This window comes from Candidatus Paceibacterota bacterium (assembly GCA_028718635.1).
In the GTDB taxonomy this organism is placed as follows: domain Bacteria; phylum Patescibacteriota; class Minisyncoccia; order Phycocordibacterales; family UBA9973; genus UBA9973.
The window spans coordinates 17,771-41,241 of sequence record JAQULK010000001.1; the positions used below are offsets into that span (position 1 = coordinate 17,771).

At 38.2% G+C, this 23,471-nt stretch carries 19 protein-coding genes and 1 pseudogene; 4 read left to right on the forward strand and 16 right to left on the reverse strand.

Going from position 1 to position 23,471, the window contains the following annotated elements; genetic code table 11:
• Window positions 1-106: 106 nt before the first annotated feature.
• The 3 genes and pseudogenes from PHT16_00115 to PHT16_00125 form a co-directional block, all read right to left on the reverse strand.
• Complete coding sequence (locus tag PHT16_00115) at window positions 107-1,699, reverse strand: hypothetical protein (protein MDD5720843.1); 1,593 nt, start codon at window positions 1,697-1,699, stop codon at window positions 107-109.
• Window positions 1,700-1,801: 102 nt separating this feature from the next.
• Window positions 1,802-2,035: pseudogene (locus PHT16_00120) on the reverse strand (peptidoglycan-binding domain-containing protein).
• 597 nt (window positions 2,036-2,632) lie between these two features.
• Complete coding sequence (locus PHT16_00125) at window positions 2,633-3,538, reverse strand: hypothetical protein (GenBank protein ID MDD5720844.1); 906 nt, start codon at window positions 3,536-3,538, stop codon at window positions 2,633-2,635.
• Between the two features lie 231 nt (window positions 3,539-3,769).
• Here PHT16_00125 and PHT16_00130 point away from each other — a divergent pair, with 231 nt between their 5' ends.
• The 4 genes from PHT16_00130 to PHT16_00145 all read left to right on the forward strand — a co-directional run bounded on the left by PHT16_00130 (window position 3,770) and on the right by PHT16_00145 (window position 8,251).
• Window positions 3,770-5,977 carry a DNA translocase FtsK 4TM domain-containing protein gene (locus PHT16_00130; GenBank protein MDD5720845.1) on the forward strand — a complete coding sequence of 736 codons (2,208 nt, stop codon included), beginning with the start codon at window positions 3,770-3,772 and terminating at the stop codon, window positions 5,975-5,977.
• Window positions 5,977-6,345: a hypothetical protein gene (locus PHT16_00135; GenBank protein ID MDD5720846.1), complete on the forward strand. Its 369-nt coding sequence runs from the start codon at window positions 5,977-5,979 to the stop codon at window positions 6,343-6,345. Before PHT16_00130 ends, PHT16_00135 begins: the two co-directional genes overlap by 1 nt.
• Window positions 6,346-6,472: 127 nt before the next feature.
• Window positions 6,473-7,534: a recombinase RecA gene (gene recA, locus PHT16_00140; protein ID MDD5720847.1), complete on the forward strand. Its 1,062-nt coding sequence runs from the start codon at window positions 6,473-6,475 to the stop codon at window positions 7,532-7,534.
• Window positions 7,535-7,672: 138 nt separating this feature from the next.
• Window positions 7,673-8,251, forward strand: a complete 579-nt coding sequence (locus PHT16_00145; GenBank protein ID MDD5720848.1) for a hypothetical protein — start codon at window positions 7,673-7,675, stop codon at window positions 8,249-8,251.
• Between the two features lie 105 nt (window positions 8,252-8,356).
• Here the strand turns inward: PHT16_00145 and rpsR are convergent, their stop codons facing one another.
• From rpsR to PHT16_00210, 13 genes are all read right to left on the reverse strand, one after another.
• A complete protein-coding gene (gene rpsR, locus PHT16_00150; GenBank protein ID MDD5720849.1) occupies window positions 8,357-8,557 on the reverse strand; it encodes a 30S ribosomal protein S18 in 201 nt (66 codons plus the stop codon).
• Window positions 8,558-8,682: 125 nt separating this feature from the next.
• Window positions 8,683-9,141 (reverse strand): single-stranded DNA-binding protein, encoded by a 459-nt coding sequence (ssb, locus tag PHT16_00155; GenBank protein ID MDD5720850.1) that lies wholly within the window; start codon window positions 9,139-9,141, stop codon window positions 8,683-8,685.
• Between the two features lie 131 nt (window positions 9,142-9,272).
• Entirely contained in the window at window positions 9,273-9,767 is a 495-nt protein-coding gene (locus tag PHT16_00160) for a 30S ribosomal protein S6 (GenBank protein ID MDD5720851.1), read from the reverse strand.
• A gap of 177 nt (window positions 9,768-9,944) precedes the next feature.
• Window positions 9,945-10,781 (reverse strand): TatD family hydrolase, encoded by an 837-nt coding sequence (locus PHT16_00165; GenBank protein ID MDD5720852.1) that lies wholly within the window; start codon window positions 10,779-10,781, stop codon window positions 9,945-9,947.
• A 46-nt stretch (window positions 10,782-10,827) separates the two neighbouring features.
• Window positions 10,828-11,190 carry a DUF559 domain-containing protein gene (locus PHT16_00170; protein MDD5720853.1) on the reverse strand — a complete coding sequence of 121 codons (363 nt, stop codon included), beginning with the start codon at window positions 11,188-11,190 and terminating at the stop codon, window positions 10,828-10,830.
• 62 nt (window positions 11,191-11,252) lie between these two features.
• A complete protein-coding gene (locus PHT16_00175) occupies window positions 11,253-12,710 on the reverse strand; it encodes a methionine--tRNA ligase (protein MDD5720854.1) in 1,458 nt (485 codons plus the stop codon).
• Window positions 12,711-12,817: 107 nt separating this feature from the next.
• On the reverse strand, window positions 12,818-13,900 hold the full coding sequence (locus tag PHT16_00180; GenBank protein MDD5720855.1) for an AI-2E family transporter: 1,083 nt from the start codon (window positions 13,898-13,900) through the stop codon (window positions 12,818-12,820).
• A 37-nt stretch (window positions 13,901-13,937) separates the two neighbouring features.
• Complete coding sequence (locus tag PHT16_00185; GenBank protein ID MDD5720856.1) at window positions 13,938-15,206, reverse strand: pitrilysin family protein; 1,269 nt, start codon at window positions 15,204-15,206, stop codon at window positions 13,938-13,940.
• A gap of 7 nt (window positions 15,207-15,213) precedes the next feature.
• Window positions 15,214-16,581: a glycine--tRNA ligase gene (locus PHT16_00190; GenBank protein MDD5720857.1), complete on the reverse strand. Its 1,368-nt coding sequence runs from the start codon at window positions 16,579-16,581 to the stop codon at window positions 15,214-15,216.
• Between the two features lie 12 nt (window positions 16,582-16,593).
• Window positions 16,594-18,525, reverse strand: a complete 1,932-nt coding sequence (locus PHT16_00195) for a hypothetical protein (protein MDD5720858.1) — start codon at window positions 18,523-18,525, stop codon at window positions 16,594-16,596.
• Between the two features lie 21 nt (window positions 18,526-18,546).
• Entirely contained in the window at window positions 18,547-19,125 is a 579-nt protein-coding gene (gene recO / locus PHT16_00200) for a DNA repair protein RecO (protein ID MDD5720859.1), read from the reverse strand.
• On the reverse strand, window positions 19,125-19,766 hold the full coding sequence (locus PHT16_00205) for an MBL fold metallo-hydrolase (protein ID MDD5720860.1): 642 nt from the start codon (window positions 19,764-19,766) through the stop codon (window positions 19,125-19,127). Before PHT16_00205 ends, recO begins: the two co-directional genes overlap by 1 nt.
• Window positions 19,763-23,401 carry a class I tRNA ligase family protein gene (locus tag PHT16_00210; protein MDD5720861.1) on the reverse strand — a complete coding sequence of 1,213 codons (3,639 nt, stop codon included), beginning with the start codon at window positions 23,399-23,401 and terminating at the stop codon, window positions 19,763-19,765. The genes PHT16_00205 and PHT16_00210 overlap by 4 nt, the downstream gene beginning before the upstream one ends.
• Window positions 23,402-23,471 lie beyond the last annotated feature (70 nt).

Consider the following 23,471-nt stretch of genomic DNA (forward strand, 5'->3'; position numbering starts at 1 on the left):
GAAAAAGTAAAACTGTGGATAACTACCATAAACAAAAAACCACCCAATAAAGGGTGGTTTTTGAATACTTTTTAAGGCGTATTAAACCAGAGAGTTGAACTTCAAATTATGAAGCTGTTACGTATACTGAGGCGGTGTTGAAATTCTGGAGACCCCAAGTCTGAGCAACAGGAGCGGCAGCTGTGTCGCCATCTGTATCCCAGTAAACCTTGTAAAGTTTTGTTCCAGTGTATCCAGCACTTCCACCTACTGGTACGTGTGAGTACACAGTAAAGGTTCTAGATTGGCCAGCAGGAACTATGTAGTAAGAAGTAGCGTCTGTTCCACTAGTTGAAGATGCAACCATGGAACTAGCAACTGTTCCTCCATTTCCTGTAACTGTCTTTTCTACAACCACATTAGCATCTCCTTCGGTAGCTGAAACTGTCTTGTTGACATAAATAGCTTGTCCGGAAGGAGCTGTAACTGTGAATGGTAATGTGAAGTCAGCAGCAATTGAAGCACCATTTGTTGTAGTGGTTGCTGCAGTTGTTCCCATTGTAATCGAAGGAGCGTATTGGAACATGTACTGTGTGTTTCCTGCAACACTTGCTGTTGTGTCTGTAACTGTATTGAAGTTAGCATCATAAGCAAGAGAGTGAGCAAGAGGAACTACAGTAAATGTGATTCCAGCACCACTAGAGGTGTATCCAGCACCTGGAGTACCAATAGGGTTCATTTGTGCCCAGACTGACAATGTTTTTGTTCCGTCTTTTGGAACTTGAACATTCAAGCTAGAGAATGTTGCTGTAGCGCCACCAGTTACTGAAGAAAGAACTGTTGATCCATCACGTAGTTCGAATGAAGCAACTTCGTTTGCAATAGTACCTGTTGATGCAGTAGCTGTACCGTAAAGTGTTGTCACAGTAATTGCTGAATTTTTTCCTTTAAGATCAAAATCCATCAATTTAACTGGGGTCAAAACACTTGCTGTAGTACTAAGACCAGAAACTGACTGAGCTAATGGTGAAGTTGCACTTAATGAAGTTGTCAACGTTCCAGCTGATGCTGCAGCCGCTGAGAAGCTCATAGTGCGGGTTGTGGTAGGGCTTACATTTGTTGTAAAGCCAGTACCATCAGTTGCTCTTATGTAAGTTGAAGTCTGAATAGTTACAGTATTGTTGTTTTGAGTAACAGTTGGACGATCAAATGCGACTGTCAAATCTGTGTCTACTCCGGCTGGAGCTACAACACTAAAGCCACTGAACATAACTCTCCAAAGAGAACCTGCTGTGACTTCGGTTACTGTAGAAGCAGAAAGAGGAACAGTTGCTAGAACTGTTGATCCTTGCATCAAGTAAGCGTTGCTTGCTTCCAACCAAATACGATCATTAACATCCAAAGCTAAACTACTAACAGTCATAGCAGAACCTGTAGCTCTAACTTTGAAAGTAACACCTGCTGTTTTAGATGCTCCGGTGTAAATAGATACACCAGCTGCTGGGATAGGCTCATAGTCAAGAGTTGCTGAACCCTGACCTGTTGCACCTACGACAGCACCAGTTGCACAAGAAACTCCAGTTGTAGGACTATATCCTGCGGTTGAAGTACAACCTGCTGGAAGAGTTGTTCCTGTTGAACATGGAAGACCAGTTGTAGTGCTAAATCCTGTAGCTGAAGTACAACCTGCTGGGAAAGTAGTTCCCCCTGAACATGGCATACCTGTTGTTGCACTATATCCTGAAGTTGAAGTACAGCCTGCTGGAAGACCAGGATGAACAACAGTACCAGCTTCAAATACAGCTCTTGATTTAGGACCGAATACTCCGTCAGCAACTAAACCATTGTCTGCCTGCCAAGACATAACTCTAGCTTTTGTTAAAGGACCGAATACTCCGTCAGCAGCAATACCTGCATCCAAAGATGATTGAAGACAAGTAACTGCAGCACCTCTTGAACCTACTCTTAATGTAGTCGTGCCTGTTGAACAATCTGATGCAGCAGCTTGTGTTCCGTTAGAAACAACACCTACTACAGCTATAACTGCAACAATCATAACTCCAAGAAGAAATTTTGATTTAAATAATTTACTCATAAATTTTTTCTAATTTTTTATCCCGTAGTAGAATTTAAAAAAAATTCACTACAGGATTTTACGCCATTAATTAGTTTCGACAAAACTAAAAGCGTATTTTTCTTATCATTATTTTTTACCCGCCAATAAATTAATAATTGCTAATAATGGGGCGACTAAATAAATAATGAACAGAGAAACTTTAACATTGAAAACAAAACAACTTATTTTATTTTCAATGACCTTTCCATTTATTTTCACTCTATTTTATTTGAGATTTTTTCGACGAAATCGCAAACAAGAAGTGAAAACAAATACAAAAATTTTATGAATATATAAATACGCAAATGCGTACTCACATAAACATAACAACATTATAATATATCTCTAAAAAATATAGCAATATACTATGTGGATAACTTGGTTTTTTGAGCCAATATCCATGCGTTCATCTTATAATATTTTTGGAGAAAAAGCAAGAAGTGTGAAATGGGTTATAGGGAATTCCTCCCCTCCTTAACAAGGAGGGGAATGAGGGGAGGTTCTTAATTAATTCACCTCACCCCGACCCTCTCCTTATTAAGGAGAGGGGGCAACTAAAAAATACCTGCTCCACCTTTTCTCTCCTGTCTTGTTAAGGACACCGTCTTTTACCATAGAAACGAGTTCTCTTTGGAGTGTCTTTTCTCCGCAAGAAAGAAGTGAGTTTGATTTGTTGGGAGAATTTTTGGCTGTGTCCTTGATGTCCTTTATAGTCGCATTTCCGCCGATAGTTTTTATAATATTTAATATATCATCACGTCTTTGATTTTTTAATTTATCAAAATCGTTATTGGACATGAATCGAGTTTTATCGGACCCCGAACGAAAGCCTTCGGCTTCGTACGGGGCAGGCATCTTATTAGACATGTCCTTTATGGCTTTTAATAAAGTGCCACCTCTCTGAACACCGATACTGGTGTGTCCTTTAGGAATTAAATTCCCCCTCTCCTTTACAAGGAGAGGGTTGGGGTGAGGTGAATTTTTTAGAAACCTCTCCTCAAATCCTCCCCTGAAAGGGGAGGAGGAATCCTGAAAGAACTCCGACAAATCTATTTGCTTATTTAAATTTTTAACTTCACCGACAGATTCTTTGATTGATTGATCTAGTTCTAAAAATTCCTTTTTTAAAATATTACAATTCATAGGAGAGATAATATTTACAGCAGAGGCGATATCCAAAAAGGACATTATTTCAGATATTTTTCCGATGATATTTGAAGGTGCAGAATTTATGTCCGATATTATTTCTGTACCTAATGTCCTTAATTTATTTCTTAGTGGTTCATCCGCATCTATGATGTCCGTTACCATATAGAGCGCAGTAACAAGTTTATTCGTTTTTGTATAGGACATCACAGTAACGGACATATTTGAGGAGCCTGCCCCGTACGAAGCTGGAAGCTTTCGTTCGGGGTCCTTGAGATTTTTTTCCTCTCTTAACATTTGTCCATTATATATACCCCCACACCTATTTGCAAGTCCTTTATGTCAATAGGTGTGGGGGTATAAGACATCAAAAAATGCAAGGTGGATTTTATTCCTCCCCTCCTTAACAAGGAGGGGAATGAGGGGAGGTTCTTAATTAATTCACCTCACCCCAACCCTCTCCTTAGTAAGGAGAGGGGGGAGAAAAAAAATTTATAATATTAAATTTTTTTGTGTTAAAATACTTAAATGGCGAAAAATGGAAACGGAAAAAAGAATGGTAAAAATGGAAATGGTATTAAAAAAGTTTCTTCAACAACAGGACTACAAACTCACACCAAGCACGGAATCATAGCAATTATTTTTTTTGTTCTGGCATTATTTTTTTTAATGGCTTATGCCAATATTGCGGGCAAGGCCGGCGTTTTTGTTTTTGATATTTTTAAAATGCTTCTCGGCACTATCGGTTATTTTCTTTTGCCGATTTTATTTGTCCTGCTCGGATACTCATTCATAAAATCAGAAGTGCCGGACATAGGATGGACCCGCACAGTGAGCGGAATTTTGTTTCTACTTTCAGGTCTCGGAATAATAAATATAGCTGGAGGTGTTAACAATAACGCAGGCGGATTATTCGGAGAAATATTATCGACGCCATTCATCTCTCTTTTTGACATATATGCGAGTCTTGTTTTGCTCGGAGCAATTTTAATAATTTCAATTCTGATGATGCTTGATGTAAAACCAAATCTTGCTCCATTGTTTGCAAAAATTTGGTCTTTCTTTTCAAAGAAAAAATCTCTCGAAAATACCGAAGATGCGCTAAATGAAAATGAAATAAAAGAAGTGGAAAAAGTTTCTACTCCCCTCCTTGATGAAGAGGGGGCTGGGGGTGGTAATTCAAAAAAGAACCACCTCGCCCAAAAGGGCACTCCTCCTTCAAAAGGAGGAGAAGATAATGAGGAAGAAATGCCTATTAAAAAAATAAAAAGCGGATTGGGATCTTACGTCCCTCCCCCACTCTCTCTCCTCGAAGAGGATAAAGGAAAACCAAACACCGGCGACATAAAAGCAAACGCGAACATTATCAAACGCACCCTCGCAAACTTCGGCATTGAAGTTGAGATGGATGAAATAACCATCGGACCGACAGTAACGCGTTATGCCTTGAAGCCAGCCGAAGGCGTAAAACTTTCCCGCATCGTGGGCCTCCAAAATGATCTCGCTCTTTCGCTCGCTGCGCACCCGATCCGCATCGAAGCGCCGATCCCAGGCAAATCTCTGGTTGGTATTGAAATTCCAAATAAATCAAAATCAATCGTCGGGCTGGCGACTCTCCTCTCTGATGAAAAATTCCAAAATTCTCCTAAGCCATTGACCACCGCTCTCGGCCGTAATATTTCCGGCAAAGCAGTCTTCGGTAATTTGGCAAAAATGCCACACCTCCTCGTAGCTGGAACAACAGGCTCTGGAAAATCTGTCACGATTCACTCCATGATCACTTCCCTCTTATATAGAAACGGGCCAGATGATTTGAAACTCATCTTGATAGACCCCAAACGCGTAGAGCTCACTCTTTATAATAATATTCCACACTTACTAACACCAGTAATCACTGAAGCCAAGAAAACAATCCTAGCTTTGAAATGGGCTGCCAAAGAAATGGATCGTCGTTACGACATTCTAGAAACAGAGTCTGTGCGAGACATAGGATCTTATCATAAGAATGTTTGGGAGAAGAAACCAAAAGGAACAGAGAGTGGCGATCGCTTGCCTTATATTGTCATTATAATAGACGAGTTAGCAGACATAATGAGTACTTACCCTAGAGAGCTCGAAGCTGCTATCGTGCGTTTAGCGCAAATGTCCAGAGCGGTAGGAATCCACCTGATACTCTCTACTCAGCGTCCTGAGGTAAATGTTATCACTGGATTAATCAAGGCAAACATCCCTGCCCGCGTAGCCTTGAAAGTCTCTTCTCAAATAGATTCACGTACAATCCTCGATGCTGGTGGAGCGGAAAAACTCTTGGGCGCAGGAGATATGCTGTATTCCTCGGGTGAAGCTCAACCAGAGAGATTGCAAAGCGCCTTTATTTCCGAAAGTGAAGTCAAAAAAGTGGTAAAATACCTGGCTGATGCGTATAAAGATGAAATCCCCGAAGAAATAACCCTAACCGCCGCATCTGTTTCAGCTGACAAAAGCATTTTTGAAAGCTCTCTTGAAGATGAGGGCGATGATGATGAAATGTATGAGGAGGCTCGTATTTGTGTAATGGAAGCCGGCAAAGCTTCGACTTCTTATCTTCAAAGAAAATTAAAACTAGGCTATGCGCGAGCGGCACGGCTCATGGATAAATTGGAAGAACGCGGAGTTATCGGTCCCGGAGATGGCGCCAAACCAAGAGAAGTGTTGGAGAAGATTACTCATGATACCGATGGAAATAACGTAATTTAATGGATCATAATACAAAAAAAATAGTGAGAATAGGAGGATTTTCTGTTTTTTTTATTTTAATTATTATTTATGCAATTTGGGGATCTAAAGATTTAATATTTGGTGTAAAGATTAAAAATGTGAATCTAAATGGCCTGCCTGCTCAATCTAGTGCTACAATTGCAGACAATATAGTGAAAATCACTGGTAATGCAAAAAATGCAATAGATTTAACTCTAAATGGACGAAAGATTTCAATAGATGAACAAGGAAACTTTAATGAAACAATTGCGCTTCTTTCAGGATATAATATAATCAATATCAAAGCAGAAGATAAATTTAATTATATTGATGAAAAAAATTATAAATTAATGTATCTTATGAAGTAAAGATTATGCAATCCCGTTAGAAGCCGCGGTCACGGTAAGTACGGGAAACAAAAAAAATATTATTAAATTTAATTTAGTAGGAAGGGTTTTATAAAAATATATAAGACCGCGACCTGCTTCTAACGGGATGCAAAAGAAAAAAGAAAAAAAAGAAGACAAGACTGTAGGAGAAGCAGTATTGGAGGACACTTTAAAAGCTATCCAAACAAAATTCGGAGAAGGTTCGATAATGAAATTTGGCAATTCCCCAAAGGTGGACATCAATGTCATCCCGACCGGCTCCATTGGCCTCGATATGGCGCTCGGGGTTGGCGGAATACCGCGCGGACGAATTATAGAAATTTTTGGTCCAGAATCTTCAGGTAAGACCACCCTTTCCCTTCACATCGTCGCCGAAGCTCAAAAGAAAGGCGGGGTTTGCGCCTACATAGATGCCGAACACGCTATGGATCCTGATTACACCAAGAAGCTCGGGGTAAACATAAATGACTTATTGATTTCCCAACCAGACAATGGTGAACAAGCGCTCGAAATAGTAGAGAGCTTGGTACGCACAGGAAAGATCGATGTCATCGTGGTAGACTCTGTCGCCGCACTTACTCCCAAAGATGAAATCGAAGGAGATATGGGGGCATATCATGTAGGCAAGCAAGCGCGCCTGATGTCGCAAGCGCTTCGTAAATTGACCGCTATTGTTTCTAGGTCCAAGACCGTTGTCATCTTTATAAATCAAATCCGCATGCAAATCGGAGTGATGTTCGGCAACCCAGAAACTACTCCCGGAGGAAAAGCATTGAAATTTTATACTTCCATCCGGCTTGATATTCGAAAAATCGCCCAAATAAAAAAAGGAGAAGAAGTCGTAGGTTCCCGTACTCGAGTCAAAGTGGTTAAAAATAAAGTGGCCGCTCCTTTCAAACAAACTGAATTTGACATCATTTACAATGAAGGAATTTCTAAAGAAGGTGAAATAATGGCGCTCGGAGAGAAATTTAAAATTATAGAAAAAAGTGGAAATTCATATTTCTATTTACCCTCACCCCAACCCTCTCCCGAAGGGAGAGGGAGTCATGAGAAAATAAAGCTTGGCGTGGGTTATGATTCCACTCGAAAATTCTTAAAAGAGGAAAAGAAAATTTCCGAACAAATTTTAAAAGAAATTAAGAAGAAGTTTACTGAAGAGGCGTAAAGATATCTTTTGAAGGGGTTTCGAGCGCGACGGCGCGAGAACTTCAGGATTTTTTATGCTTCAAAAAATCCGTACCGGAAAAAGATATCTTTACGCCTGTAATTTGATTTTATCAATTAATCTGATAGTATATTACCTATGGCTAAATTAGAATATAGCGACATTCGCGAGAAGAAAATAATTATACACGATGATGAGCCTTGTGAAGTGATAGAATCCCACGTCGCCCGCACCCAACAACGCAAACCGCAAAATCAGGTCAAATTGAGAAGCTTGATATCCGGCAAGGTCTTCCCTGCTACTTTTCATGCAGCCGAAACTGCCGATGAGGCGGACATCATCAAAAGAGACATTACTTTTCTTTATCATAACAAAGGAGAGTATTGGTTCTGTGAGCTAAATGATAAAAGTAAAAGATTCAAACTGGATGAAAACCTTATCGGAACTGCTGCTAAATTCTTCAAACAAAACGGAAACGTCACTGCGCTTGTCTGGGACAATGACGAAGAAGAAATAATCATAAAAATAACTTTACCTATCAAGATGGAATTCAAGGTTAAAGAAGCTCCGCCTGCCGTCAGGGGTGACACCTCAAAAGGAGGCAATAAAGTCATCACTCTCGAAAACGGCACGACTCTAAACGCTCCAATGTTTATCAACGAAGGAGACACTGTCAGAATAAATACCGAAACAGGAGAATATGTAGAAAGAGTCTAGGTAAAATAAAAAACAAAGTTTTTAAGGGGTTTTGCGAGCGACGGCGAGCAAATTTCAGGAATTTTTAAGCTTCAAAAATTCCGTACCGACAAAAATTTTGTTTTTTTATTTTACCACAAACGGAAGCAAGCCCATAAATCTAGCGCGCTTGATGGCTGTTGAAAGTTCTCGTTGATTTTTAGCGGTAACTCCAGTGCGTTTATGGCTCATGATTTTACCATTGGGATTCAAAAATTTCTTTAGAATTTCAATATCCTTGTAATCTATGTATTTTATATTGTTAGTTGAAAAATAATCTTGTTTCATCCCGTTAGAAGTAGGTCGTGGTCTTAATTTTTGTAAAACTCTTACCTACTATTTTTATGTTTGATAATAATTTATTTTATTTCCCGTTATTTACTACGACCGCGACTTCTAACGGGATTTCATTTTTAAAACGGTATGTCTTCTGGGTTAATGTCTTCTTCTGGGTATTCTATAGAATCAACTTCTCCTCCTCCTTCGCTCGCTGGAGCTTTTGAGCCTGTGCTTGTGGTACTCATACTTCCGCCCCCATTTCCTCCTTTGGGTCCGAACTGAGTGCGATCAGCGACTACTTCCGTACGATATTTTTTCTCTCCGGTTGTTTTATCTTCCCAACTCCTTGTCTGCATTCTTCCCTCGATCAATATCGAGCTTCCTTTTTTCATATATTGAGAGACCGTCTCTGCTTGGCGGCCAAAAACCACAATGTTGTGATAATCAGCTGACTCTTGGCGTGTGCCATTTTTATCTTTCCAAACACGGTTAGTGGCAATAGAAAATGTACAAACTTTTATGCCGGAAGGCAATGAACGAAGTTCTGGATCGCGTGTAAGATTTCCTATTAATATTGCTTTATTTAAATACATCCCGTACGAAATAGGACGCGTACGCTTACACTACGTAGATCCTTTTTGTTATTAGTAATAATTTTTATCTTTTTCATAATATTTTTTACTTTCTGCGTCCGCGATTTCGTTCGGGATACATATTTTTTTAATTAAGCTGCAACCAGTGCATCTATTTCTTTATCTATTTCTTCTTTGTTTATAGGAACAACCACTTCGTCACTTTTACTCTTGTCTATCTTGGCTCTTCGGTTTATAAATTCTCCGCGGGTAAATCTTTTCGTGTTGAAGGTATTTTCTTTAACCGTTTTTATTATTAAAAATCGGACGAGATTTGGATCGAGGTCGAGCTTCTTTTTCAATTTTAGAACTTCACCCGAATCCATCGTAAACTTAATCCAACCAAAATATCCTGTTTTGAATTTATTACGCACGTTGGCTATGACTTTAGTCATCGGATAAGCAAGCGTCATCATTTTTGGCATTTCATCAGAAATGGAAACACCGCCAAACGACAAAACAAGTTCCTTCAGGTTACCAAAAGTAGCTGGAATTTCTTCTTCAGAAAGTGTAGGCACTAAAAGATAGCCAAGTTCATAAACTCTAGAATTTGCTTCTGTTGATATATCATTTTCCACTTCTTGCATCCCGTTAGAAGTCATACCAATTTTATTAAACCTTAAATATAATTAGAAAACTTTAAGTTAATTTATAATATAATCCCGAAAGGTGACTTCTAACGGGATTGCATAGGTTTCATACTATCAAAAACTCTTTAAAAAGTAAACCCCCACACTTATATATAAGTGTGGGGGTGAAGACTCTTAAATCCCAAAGACTCGCTTGGCATTTGCGACAATAGCCTTCGCCACTTCCGGTTCTGGTAGATTTTTTATTTCAGCAATTTTTTTCACGATTTCTTTCACATAGACAGGCTCATTGCGTTTACCTCTGTGCGGTACCGGCGCTACATAAGGAGAATCAGTCTCCGACATAATCATATCAAGTGGTATGTTTCTAATAACTTCATCATAATCATGAGTAAAAGTAATAACTCCAGTAAAAGACAGAGTAAAACCAAAATCCAGAAATGCATTGGCCTCTTTTAGAGTTCCAGCAAAAAAGTGCACATTGCCTTTTACTCCAGGAAATTCTTTCAAAATCTCTAAAACATCTTGGTACGCATTTACACTAGGATCTTTTGGATTATTCCTAATGTGTAACATAAGTGGCTTCCGAGATTCTTGCGATAAGGAAACATGTTCTCTAAAAGTTTTTTTCTGTTTTTCTATTATCTCCAAACTGCAATGAAAATAATCTAAACCACATTCTCCTATCGCTACCACCTTTGGATCTTTTAAAAATTCTTTGTAAGCATCTCTATCAAATTTTTCGACTTTGGTTTTGAAGCCGAGACCGCCAACCTCTTCATCATCGTGATAGGATTCTTCAAGGTGAATAGGATGCAAACCAACTATTGCAAAAACTCCTTCTTGATATTCATTAGCAATTTCAACAGCCCTTTTTGAAGTGCTAAATTGGCTTCCCACATTTATCACCCATGTGTCATTTTCTAAAGCACGTTTTATAACCTCGTCCTTATCAGACTCAAAAGCCTTAAAATTTATATGTGAATGAATGTCGATGTATTTAGGGGTCATAAAATATAATTGATAAATTCAAGAACCTCACCCTGCCCTCTCCTTATTAAGGAGAGGGTTTAGAATCAAGTTCAGTAATAATTTTTAAAATTACTCCATCAATGTTAACATTTATTTCATTATTCCAAAAACGAATTACTTTTATACCAAACACAGACAAATAATCTGACCTCTCTGCATCATATTCTTTATTTTCAATATGTTGTGATCCATCTATCTCAATCGCCAATTTTTTAAAAGGACAATAAAAATCCAAAACATATGGGCCAACAGAATATTGTCTTTTTACTTTAAAACCTAGTTGATTATTTCTTACTTTATTCCAAAGAATCACTTCTTGGGGAGTTTGGGAACGTCTTAATAAGATGCGCTTAGTTAAATTCTTTGATTTATTATAGAAAACCGTCATAAAATATATTGTGGTATTTGTATCCCCCTCTCCTTAATAAGGAGAGGGCTGGGGTGAGGTTCTTAATCCCTGCGTAGGAATAATGGTTCTTCTGGCATTTTATTTTCTATAATACATTTTTGTATTTTCTTAGATGTCTCAGGTATAAAAGGTTCAAGTAAAAGAGAAATTCTGTATAATTCCTTTATTAAATTTTCACGAATCATATTTTTCCCTTCTTCTGGATTTGATTTAACTAATTTGAATGGTTGTTCTTTTTGTATATATTTATCAAGACCTGAGATTTTCTCCCAGATTAAATCCATTGCTTCTTTAATATTGAAAACTTCTAGGGCAGTAATAATACTTGGATAGATAGTATCATCCTCAATTTTAATATTATTTAAAAAAACAGGAGAACTTTCAAAATTTGTTTCAGCCATTTTCATTATTCTACTCACTAAATTCCCCAATCCATTCGCCAGCCCTGCATTATAAGCTTCTTTGAATCTTTCTATTGTAAAAGGACTATCTTCAAAAGAAGAAATCTCGCGTAAAAGAAAATAACGCAAAGCATCAATGCCATATTCTTTTACAATATCATTCGGATTAATCACATTGCCTAAAGATTTAGACATTTTAATTCCGCCTTCGCCGGTAATAAAGCCATGATAAACAATAGTATCTGTATTAGGCAGTCCTGCCGACATGAGCATCCCTTGCCACATTACTGATTGAAATTTTACCATGTCTTTGCCAGCCATTTGAATATTTATGCCATCGCGCCAAAATCTTTCGAATTTTTCTTTATCATTAGGCCATCCTAGTGTAGAAATATAATTTACTAAAGCATCAAACCACACATACATGACTTGCGTATCGTCTCCTGGTATTTCAATCCCCCAAGAAAAACGCTCTTTATTGCGAGAAATAGAAAAATCCTCCATGCCATTTTTAACAAAATCAATAGCTTCAGCCCTCCGCCACTCTGGAATTATTGATTTTTCATTCGATAAATATTCCAAAAGCTGTTTTTTATAATTCCCCAATCTAAAAAAATAATTTTCTTCTTCAACTATCTCGGGTTCCAAGTTTGGATGAAGTTGACACCTGCCATTTACTAAATCTTTTTCAGTAATAAATTTCTCGCACCCAACACAATAAAGTCCTTTATATTTCTTTTTATAAATATCGCCCTTTGCTTCACAAAGACGCCACATCTCTTGTGCCGCCTTGATGTGTTTTTCGCTCGTGGTTCGAATAAAATTATCGTAGGAAAGATTTAGCACGCCCTTTAAATCTAGGAACTTCTGCGCATAAAAATCAACGTAATCTTGTACATCTTTACCCTGCTTTTGGCTTGCTTCTAAAATTTTTTGACCATGTTCATCCGTGCCAGTACTAAAAAAAACGTCTCTGCCTGCTAGCCGTTGATATCGGGCAAGAGCATCCGCCTGCACGAGCTCAAGTGCAAAACCGATATGCGGATCGGCATTTACGTAAGGTATTGTCGTCGTGATGTAAAAACTATTTTTGCTCATCCCGTTAGAAGCAGGTCGCGGTCACTACATCACCGCTATGCTTAATTATGCTAATAAATTTTTTATATTTCATTTTATATTTTTATTTTAAACTGCGACCGCGGCTTCTAACGGGACTCATTATTTGTTTTTGCTAAGATTTTATCTTTTTCAACGTCATTTAAAAATTCCATCAAAATCACTGCAAGTGGAATAGCCAGAATCGCTCCCCAAATTCCTCCTAATTCAAAACCAACAACCACAGCTAGGATAATAACGATCGGCGAAAGTCCGACGATCTTTTTTATTATAAGCGGAGTAAAGAGAAACACATCAAATTCATGCACAATTACATAAGCTCCTGCCACCATAAAGGCACTGCCTAAGCCGTTTGAAAGATAAGAAAAGGCAAAGACTGGAATCATCGCTACTAGAATACCATAAGGAACCATTTCCATTATTCCAGTAATGATAGCCAAAAGTAAAGCATATTCTATGCCCAAAAGAGAAAGTATCAAATAAACGAGAACCCCGACGACGAAACCTAAAAGCATTTGTCCTCTGACCCAAAGACCTATTTTACGGCTGGAACGTGTCCATAAATCTACAATATATTTGTCGTATTTAGCAGGAACGATAATATAGAGAAAATTTTCTATCCCTTTTTCTTGGACTGAAAGATAAAAAGAAAGAAGAACAATCAATACAAAATTGAAAAGGCCTCCAAAAGCAATGAAAAGAACTTGAACAAACCCTCCGGAGAGATTTAGAACAAAAGCTTTTGATATAGACAAAAGCGTTGTGATCGAAAAATGCCCCGAGAGAGATCCGACAATGTCTTTAGCGCCAGAAAATGCTTCATTCCTGAAGAAATCAAAAAAAGAAACATTGGGCATATAGGTAGAAATAAAAGTGGAGAAATTGTAAATTTCTGTTATCAAAAGCGGAGCAAAAAGGTAAAACAATCCAGCTAAAATTAGAATGGAAATAGTGTAAAAAATAACAATCCCGAAAACTCTGTTTTTAATTCCGATTTTTTTCAAATGCGGAACAGAAGAATCGATAAAAGAAGCAATCACAATTGCTGTCAAAACCACCAAAACCAGATCCCTCAAGATATATAATAAAAATATAAAAAGAGGCACTAAAAAAAATTTCACGATAGTGCTGGTAGATATAGAAATACGCGTAAAATCACCTTTTTCTTGCATAAAAATATAATAACACAGAAAACGCTAAACCAAAAAGTTAGAATTTCAACACTTTAGAAAATTTTGCTTTATCTTTAAAAGGGCCAATGAGCGCTAGGTTGAGTTTATTGTTTTGGAAAATATCCTTGGCTAAGGATTGGATTTGGTCGGCAGTGACTTTGCGGATTTCTTTGGCTCGTTCTTCTGCTGAAATTATTTCACGTTTTAAAAGTTCTTGTCCGCCATGAAAATTCGCAATATCATCGCTCGATTCTAGGGAAAGCTTCATATTCCCTATCAGGCACTCTTTCACTTTATTTAATTCTTCTTCGCTTACTTTTTCTTCTTTGAGTTTCTTGCATTCATCCAAAACTGCCTTGATCACTTCTTCTATTCTTTTATTGTCTACCCCGGCGGAAATTTGGAAAAATCCATGGTCCGTGTAAGAGTCGTTAAAAGCTCGGACATAATAACCCACGCCCATCTCCTCGCGAAGTTTCTGAAAAAGTCTGGAGCTCATTCCCCCGCCGAGCACCCCGCCGAGCACTGAAATAACAGGATTTTTCTTGTTAAATAAATTTAAGCTCCGCACCCCTAAAACAAAATGCGTCTGATCCGTCTTTTTAAAAGAGACCAGCACCTTCGGTTTTGCTTGTTTTTCTTTTACTTTTATTTTATTTATTTTCTTGCCTCGTGGCATCCCTGCAAAAACTTTTTTAACTTCACCCATTACCTGCTTCTCTGTCACTGCTCCGGACACGACTAAAACTGTGGCCTCTGGAAGATAATGCTCTTTTTTGTATTTTACAAAATTATCCCTTTTCATTTCCAAAATATTTTTTTTCTCGCCAGCGATATTCCAACCCGCTGGCTGATCGCCGTAAAGCAATTGCATCACTAGATCTTGCACATGCTTTTGGGGTATATCTTCATACATATTTATTTCTTCTATGATCACGCCCTTCTCCCTCTCCATTTCAACTTCTGGAAAAGTGGAATTTAAGTATATATCCGACACGATATCAAAAATCTGGCTAAAATGTTTCGCATCCGATTTTGCATAATACCCCGTGTATTCCTGCGCGGTAAAAGCATTATACTGGCTGCCGAGGCTGTCGAGTTCTTTGGATATGTCTATGGCTTTAGGTCTTTTGCTTGTGCCTTTAAAACACATATGTTCCAAAAAGTGTGAAATTCCATTCACCTTTTTTGTCTCATACTTGCTTCCTGCCTCCACAAGCACGAGCACGGTCGCCGTCGGGTTGTCTTTCATTGGTACTGTAATAACCCGCAGACCATTCTTTAAAACTTTTTTGGAGAATTGCATTATTAGATTAATTAATTTTCTCTTTAATATAATTTTTTAAATCTACCACTTTTATTCTCTCTTGTTTTGCTGTATCTCGATCGCGGACAGTCACAGTGTCGTCTTCCAAAGTATCAAAATCAACCACAATACAAAATGGCGTGCCGATTTCGTCTTGTCTTCTGTATCGCTTCCCGATGTTGCCATTGTCATCCCAAGCTACTCTTCCAAATTCTTCTTTAAGTAATGCATAAACTTTTGTATTCGCATATTCCACAAGCTCTGGCTTATTTTTTAATAATGGCGAAACAGCACAAATAACTGGCGCAATACTTGGTTTAAGCTTCAAAAATACTCTGACGTCTTTCTCACTTGCCCCGTCGGAAGCTTCTTGCTTTCCTTCGGGGTCTTCTGTGTAAGCCGAGACGAGCAATGCCAAGAGCGCGCGCCCCACTCCGAAAGTCGGCTCTATGACATGAGGAATAATTTTGGCGCCTTTTTCTTCATCCAAATAATCAAGCTTGTGGTTTTTTAAATCAAAATCTGTCCTATATGCAAGCCCGAAAAGCTCGCTTCTCCCGAAAGGAAAATCAAATTCAAAATCAATCGTCCGGCTGGAGTAATGCGCTCTGTCTTTTTTGGACACTTCCAATTCGTGGACTTTGTTCATATCGATCCCCACCTCTTCCATCCAATCAAGCATTTCATCTTTCCAATATTCAAAATATTTTTCCCAATCTTCACTCCTAATAAAATATTCTATCTCCATTTGTTCAAATTCACGGACTCGGAAGATAAAATCGCGGGGATTAATTTCATTTCTGAATGCTTTGCCTATTTGCGCCGTACCAAAAGGAAGTTTGGGATGGAAAGCATCCACGGTATTTTTGAAATTTACAAACATTCCTTGCGCTGTCTCCGGTCGAAGATAGGAAATTGAGGAAGAATCATCAGCCGCGCCGACTTTCGTCTGAAACATCATATTGAATTTTTTTTCTTCTCCTAATTTTCCCTTACATTCGGCACATTTTATTTTGTCTTCAATTTGATCGGCTCGGAATTTTTTTCGGCATTTCTCGCACTCCACCATCGGGTCCGCAAAACCCGCCACGTGGCCAGAGGCTTGCCAGACTTCTTGACGCATCAAGATGGATGCATCAATGCCGTACATATCACGGCGAGAATCCACAAATTTTTTCCACCAATTTTGGGTAATATTATTTTTCAAAGCCACTCCAAAATGCCCGAAGTCCCAAGTGCCTCCTAGACCGCCATAAATTTCTGAACCCTGAAAAATAAACCCTCGTCTTTTACAGAGCGAGACTATTTTTTCCATCAGATTATTCTTTTCTTCCTGCCTGCCGGCAGGCAGGTCTTTTTTGTTTTCTTCTTTCATATATTCGATTTATTACTTTACGACGACCCCCCCGCCTGCGGGAAAGGCCACATCATTATCGAGTCGGGTGTTAAGGCCGGCTTTGCTTACTTTAATATCTACATTAGCAAAATCATCATGACCCGTCAAAACTGCTTCATTTATAATGAGTGGAATTGTATCGACTTGAGAAAGCGAGGGTTTAAAAGAAACTTGGAAAGAGACGCTGCGGGCAGGTTCTGTAATTCCAGAACCTTTAGGTATTCTATCTACGTTCCAAGTAATTTCTCTTGTAGAATCATTGTATGTCAGATCCTCTCCAGTTGGAGAAATTGGTCCAACAAAAGTCGTCCATGAAGGCAGGGTGGCTTTTACCTGCGCTTTTGAAATACTATTAGCGGTATTGGAAAGCGTCCAAACGACAGTGTAAGTAGTAGACTGTTCGGCTTTCGGAGGTATCGGACCAGTGTTGGTAAAAGGTCCCGAATAATAAAGCGCTTTTCCGGAAAAACCTACATCCGAAATAATGTGCACAACCGCTCCGCTCGAATTATCAAGTTCATTTACGGCAGAACCTTCGGTGGCTTGATTGCCGGAGATGCTTATATCTATGTTAATAGTTGGATTTGCTAATATTCCATTAGATGCAGAAAACAAAGAAAGCGGAGAAATAGAAAAGGAGACAGAACCAGAATCTCCCGGGTTCAATTCCTTTAATTGACTTTGAGAATTTTTATCCCAAGTAATAGTATCTTTAGATGAATCATAAAAACCTCGCTGCGTATTTACAGTGCTGCGATTAAAAGCATTTCCAGAAATCTTTGCTTTTATTTGCAAGTCATTCACTTTTGTATCTAAATTATTTAAATAACGAATTTCTGCCTTGATTGGCGTCTTTGTATCTACCGCATATTCTGTCTGGGATACGCCATTAATAAAAATATTCGCTTCAATAAAGGGTTTCTTAATCATCACAATATTCTTTATAGAATTTAAAACAACATCAATGACAGATTTGTCTGTACTGGATTGCGAACCGCTTGAAATATTAAAAGTTTTCTCTTCCCCGTCGAAAACGCCGACCATTTTCCCAGTGATAGTAATATCGTGCTCTGCTCCGGGCGCAAGATCACCCAAGTCCCAAACATTGTTGCCAAAAGAGGGTGCGGGCGTAGAATTTCCAAAAACAAATCCGAAAGGATAATCAGCTTTAACGAGTATATTAGAAATTGTTTTAGTAGCGTTTAGCGTAGCTTTGACATTCAGTGTAATGTCTTGATTGGGGCTGATCGAAAGAGGAGCATCTACTCCCAGATTTATCGGAGTGGAAGTTATATTCACTTTGAAATCTTTTTCTTTTACAAAAATGGCATTGGAGCCCGCTACTCTATACTCAAGACTTATTTTTATCGGGCGAATGCTTCCCTGTTCTCCAAAAAGAACTAATTTTACATTTTCATTGCGAGCCGCTCCAGCTGGAATCTCTCCGAGCGAAGTGCGAAAATGCTCGGCATCAGAAGACAGATCAATGTCTCCTCCTTTGGGATATTCCATAACAAGATCTGCTAATTCTAGTGCAGTAGTGTTTCTGTTTACAATTCCTACAACTAGAGAAAGTTCTTCACCCCCGGCTGTAAAATTATTTCCTAGAATGGAAATATCTATATTGTTGTTGGAAACGGTGTTCCCCCCAACAAAAAATACATAACCGGCATAACCCAAGGTTAAAACAAAAAAAACTATTGAAAAAATAAAAAATTTCTTAAATCTGGATGTTTTCATAAAAAACTTATTTTCGTCTTCAGATTCAATTTCTTCTTTTGTTTCCCAAGAATCTGACGCTTCATTTTTATATAAGTTGGAAAACACATCTCGATGCTCTATTTTAGTCTGATAATTCTTGCTAAAAAGCTTGCTTTTTAAGTCTTCAATCTTATTGAGCTTTTTCATGTCATCTAATGGCATATATTGGATTGTAACATTTTTTTACAAATGAGTCTCCTTGAGAGCTTTGTTTATTTGATGCAATACCTCAGGTCTTGATTTGGAAATTTCAAACACTAAATTTTCTTCAAATGGAGATTTGATAAGGTTTTGCAACACTTCATTTTCTCCGATGTATCCCAAATTGTTGAGGATGCGCAAAACAATAATAGCTTCGAGGTTTCTTAGGTCATTAGTTCCTGCTTTTTCTAAAACAGAAAGTCCATTTATCAAATCGGCAAACAAAGCTTCATTGGGCTCGATGCCGGCAAGCAATCTTCTTAATAAGGAAGCAATATTGGAAAAAACTTCAAAAGTTTTAGGATTTTTGGTAAGGTGTTCTAAGGCATTTGTTTTTGAAGCGCTGGTGACTCTCCAGAAATTCAACCCTTGCACAAGGTCAATTTTTACATAAGCAAAATCTTGCAAAACGAAACGTAGTTTGGAAGATATTTTCCTCACGCCTTGAGCCGTGGCATATATCATGCCTAGATCGCGAGTAAAAATATAATAATACCTCCCCGCTTCGCCAGAATTTTTGCTACCTAATATTATCCCCTCCGTGTGATAAATGTGATGCATTAAAATTCCTCTTCGTTATTTTTTTCAAAATTTTTGAATGCTATATTGGCTACGCTTATTAAATATATTTCTGGAACTCTGTGTGAACTGCCAAAATGGTTTAGCATCCCGTCGTGCACAGGAAAACATACTTTTGGATTTATGCTTAAAGCATAATTAACGGCATTCTTGATATTAGCCCAAGGGCCCGCCACAGGCAATGCCAAAATCTCAACCGGTTTGCCAGGATTGCAAAAAGAATCTCCGGGATAAAAGAATCTTTTATCAATAAAATATCCCGTATTTAATACCTGCCCAAAATCCTGATAAATCTCTTCGTGTTTGCAATCGCAAGCTTCTATTTCTACCCCGGAAAAATCTTTTAAGGTTTTATCTTTCAAGACTTCATATTTAATTCCCGCTTTTTTCAATAATTTTCCAACTCCGTCATTTGTAATAATAATAACATTTGGATTATTTTTTATAATTTCTTTCAATGATTCAACATGGATGTGATCTCCATGTTCGTGAGTTATTAAAATTAAATCTACATTTTTCTCTTGCATGTGCTCTTTTTCGGTATAAAAACCCGGATCAGTCATTATCTTTTTGCCATTCGTCTCTACCACCAAGCAACAATGCCCAAGTTTTTTGATTTTCATTTATTTATTTTATCAATTCTTACCTTAAAATACAATTCATCGATTTTTACCTCTTCCCCGTCATTTTCTTTTAACTGAATTTCCTTTGCAATTACAGCTTTTTTCAACTTTTCCTCAAAATTTTGGATGAATTTTTTACCAATATCTGAAGTTTGAACAATAAGCCTGATAAATTCACTAGGAGTTAATCCTTTCTTCTTTCTAAAATCTTGAATTGCTCGCACAAGCTCTCGATAATCCCCCTCTTGTTTCAACTCTGAAGTGATGTTTATATCAAGCTCTACTTCGTTCTCTATATTTTTATTTTCTATAACTTCTTTTACATTTAATTCATCCTTTATAAGTTCAACATATTCTTGGTCTAAATTAAAATCTTTAATTTCTAATTTGCTAAGCGGTTGACGAACTTTTATCCCTGCTTTTTGTCTCGCCTCCAGACCTTGAGTTACAATTCTTCTTGTAATTTGCATATTTTTTACAACTTCGGGTTGAAAACTAAGTTCAGAAACAACAGGCCACTCTGCCAAATGCACGCTTCCTCCATCGCCTTCTGTTTTTAATTTCAACCAAATATCTTCGGCTGTGAATGGCGCAAAAGGTGCTAAAATTTTAACAAGAGTTTCTAATATATAATACAAAGTTTGCCTTGCCTCTTTGTCTCCATTCTTAATTCTTTCTCGTGAACGACGCAAGTACCAAGTAGAAAGATCTCCGATAAAATCTTTAATTGCTCTCACTGGTTCGAGCAATTTGTAATCGTCCATCTTTTTTGTAGATTCACTAATCAATTCATCCAACCGCGCCAAAATCCAAATATCAAGAACGTTAGACCTCACCCCCTCGCCCCTCTCCTTATTAAGGAGAGGGGTTGGGGAGAGGTGAATTGTCTCTAAGTCTTTATCTCTATACAGTTCATAAAACGCCAGCACATTGTAAAGCAACCCAAAAACCTGGCTGTAAAGCAGGGCAACTGTCTTCTCATCAAAGTTTTTTGATTCCCCTGGCTGGTTTACTGAATACATCCAAAGACGCAAGGTGTCCACTCCGTATTTTTCTATCATTTCCCAAGGATCAACAATATTACCGAGGGATTTAGACATTTTTTTACCAACAGCATCCATCAAATGTCCGAGACAAATTACATTTTTGTATGCCTTTCCTCTCCCCATAAGGATACCAACAGCGTGTAAAGTATAAAACCATCCGCGAGTCTGGTCTATCGCTTCTGAAATAAAATCTGCGGGGTATAAAATCTTGGTCTCCTTAAATGGGTAATTATCTTGCGCAAATGGCATACATCCGGAATCAAACCAGACATCCATCACCTCGCGAGTGCGTATCAGTTTGCCACCACATGCTTGCCCTGAGCCCACCCGATGGGCACAAATTAAATTTACTTCATCAATATATGGCTTGTGTAAATCAAGTTCAAAGTCTGCATTGTGAGGAAATGGAACAAATGGCAGCTCGCGAACTTCGGCATTATTAAATTGCCTAAATTCTTTCACAAATGCTTCTGTGTTTGGAAAATGATAAGGCTTGTCATCAGGAGTAAACAATCCGGCGTTTACAAATAAAAGCCATGCGGGTCCACCATGTGTCACAATTATGATATTTTTATTTTTGTATTTATTTTCAAGCTCGCATAATACTGCTCCAGTACGACACGCTACCTCCGCAAAAGATTCCCCATTTGGAATTTTATGATGGAACCATCCATTGCTAATCGAAAGAACATATTTATGATATTCACTCCATAACTTTCCATCAAAATCCCCAGGGTTAAATTCCTGCAATCTATCATCAAAAATTATTTGTTCATCCTTGAGATGAAGTTTTTCGTTCAAAATATTTACTGTTTGTCTTGTGCGAGTAAAAGGAGACGAAATAATTAAATCAATTTTTTCACTAAGAATTTTTTTAGCAACCTCTGTTACTTGTTTCTGACCTTCTGGACTCAAACTGTCATCAATTTGGTTCTTGAAACTTACGAGACCAGCCAAGTTAGCTTCAGTTCCACCATGCCGCATCACAAAATATTTATTCCCAGACTTTTTGGTTTTATTTTTTAAGTCTTCAATGCTTCCGATGACATCCACTCTTTTACAGGATTCGCAAATCCAAACTGGCAGGGGTGTTCCCCAATACCGCTCGCGAGAGATCGCCCAATCTTTAATTTCACGAAGCCATTCTCCAAAACGACCATCCCGAATATGCGCCGGTTCCCAGTTTATTTCTTTATTCTCAGCTATCATTTTTTCTTTTATTTTTGGATCAGAGACTTTTATATACCAAGAATCCCGGGCATAATAAATAAGCGCCGTATGGCAGCGCCAACAATGCGGATAGGAATGTTCATATTTTTCTTTTTTTAATAAAAGCCCACGATGCGCTAAATCTTTTATCACATCCACAGCCACATCTTCGTCGCGTACAAATCTGCCTTCAAATATTCCTGTACCCGGTAAAAATTTTCCGTCTAGACCGACGAGATGGTGCTTCGGCAAACCAACCTTCGTGCCAAGTTCAAAATCATCCTGCCCATACATCACTGCCGTATGCACTACTCCAGTACCGTCTGCGGTCGTCACAAAATCCGCTCCGTAAACCTTAAAGGCTTTTTCTAATTTAGGTTTTTCATTTTCAGAAATTGTGTCCTTTAAATATGGATATAATGACTCATATTCAAGACCAATTAAATCTTTACCTTTTATCTCCTTGAGTATCTTGTATTCTCCATCTATTACGGAAAGTCTTTCTTTGGCCAAAATTAAAAATTCTTTTTCTATTTCTATTTTTACATAATCAATATCTTCCCCCACAGCCAAAGCCACATTCCCCGGCAAAGTCCATGGAGTAGTGGTCCAAGCGAGAATGTAGGTGTTGGCGGAAATGTTACTTTTGCGGGGTGTCTCGCAGGCTGACGAGCCGAGAGGCAGCGCTCCGTCAGCAGACGGAGACAGCGACCCTGCAGAAGTAATGTTTCCGCTTAACACTCTAAACTTCACATACACCGATAAATCTTTTACATCTTCATATCCCTGCGCCAGCTCGTGCGAAGACAAAGCTGTTCCACAACGCGGACACCAAGGCACAACTTTATAATCTTTATAAAGTAAATTCTGTTTATTTATTTCTTTAACAACATTCCAAACAGATTCGATATATTCATTGTGATACGTCACATATGGATGCTCTTGATCCACCCAATATCCGATGCGATGAGTAAATTTATTCCAAACATCCAAATATTCCCAAACGCTTTCTTTGCATTCTTGATTGAATTTGGCAACTCCATATTCTTCAATCGCTTTCTTAGAATTCAACCCAAGTTTTTTTTCTACTTGAAGTTCTACTGGCAACCCGTGGGTGTCCCATCCGCCTTTTCTCCGCACATGAAAACCTTGCATAGTTTTGTATCTGGGAATTGCGTCCTTGAATGCTCTAGCTTCCAGATGATGAATGCCTGGCTTGCCATTGGCCGTCGGCGGACCTTCAAAAAAAACAAATTCTCCTTGAGGCGACTTTTTTGCCAGAGATTTCTCAAAAGTTTTATTTTCTTTCCAAAACTCCAAAATCTTCTCTTCGCGCAAAGCTGATTCGCTTTTTTTATTTTGTATATTTTTTTCTTCCATAATTTTGTATTTTAAAAAATAAAACCCGTCCTCATGCAAATAAAAATAATTGCACAAGGACGGGCTTCGC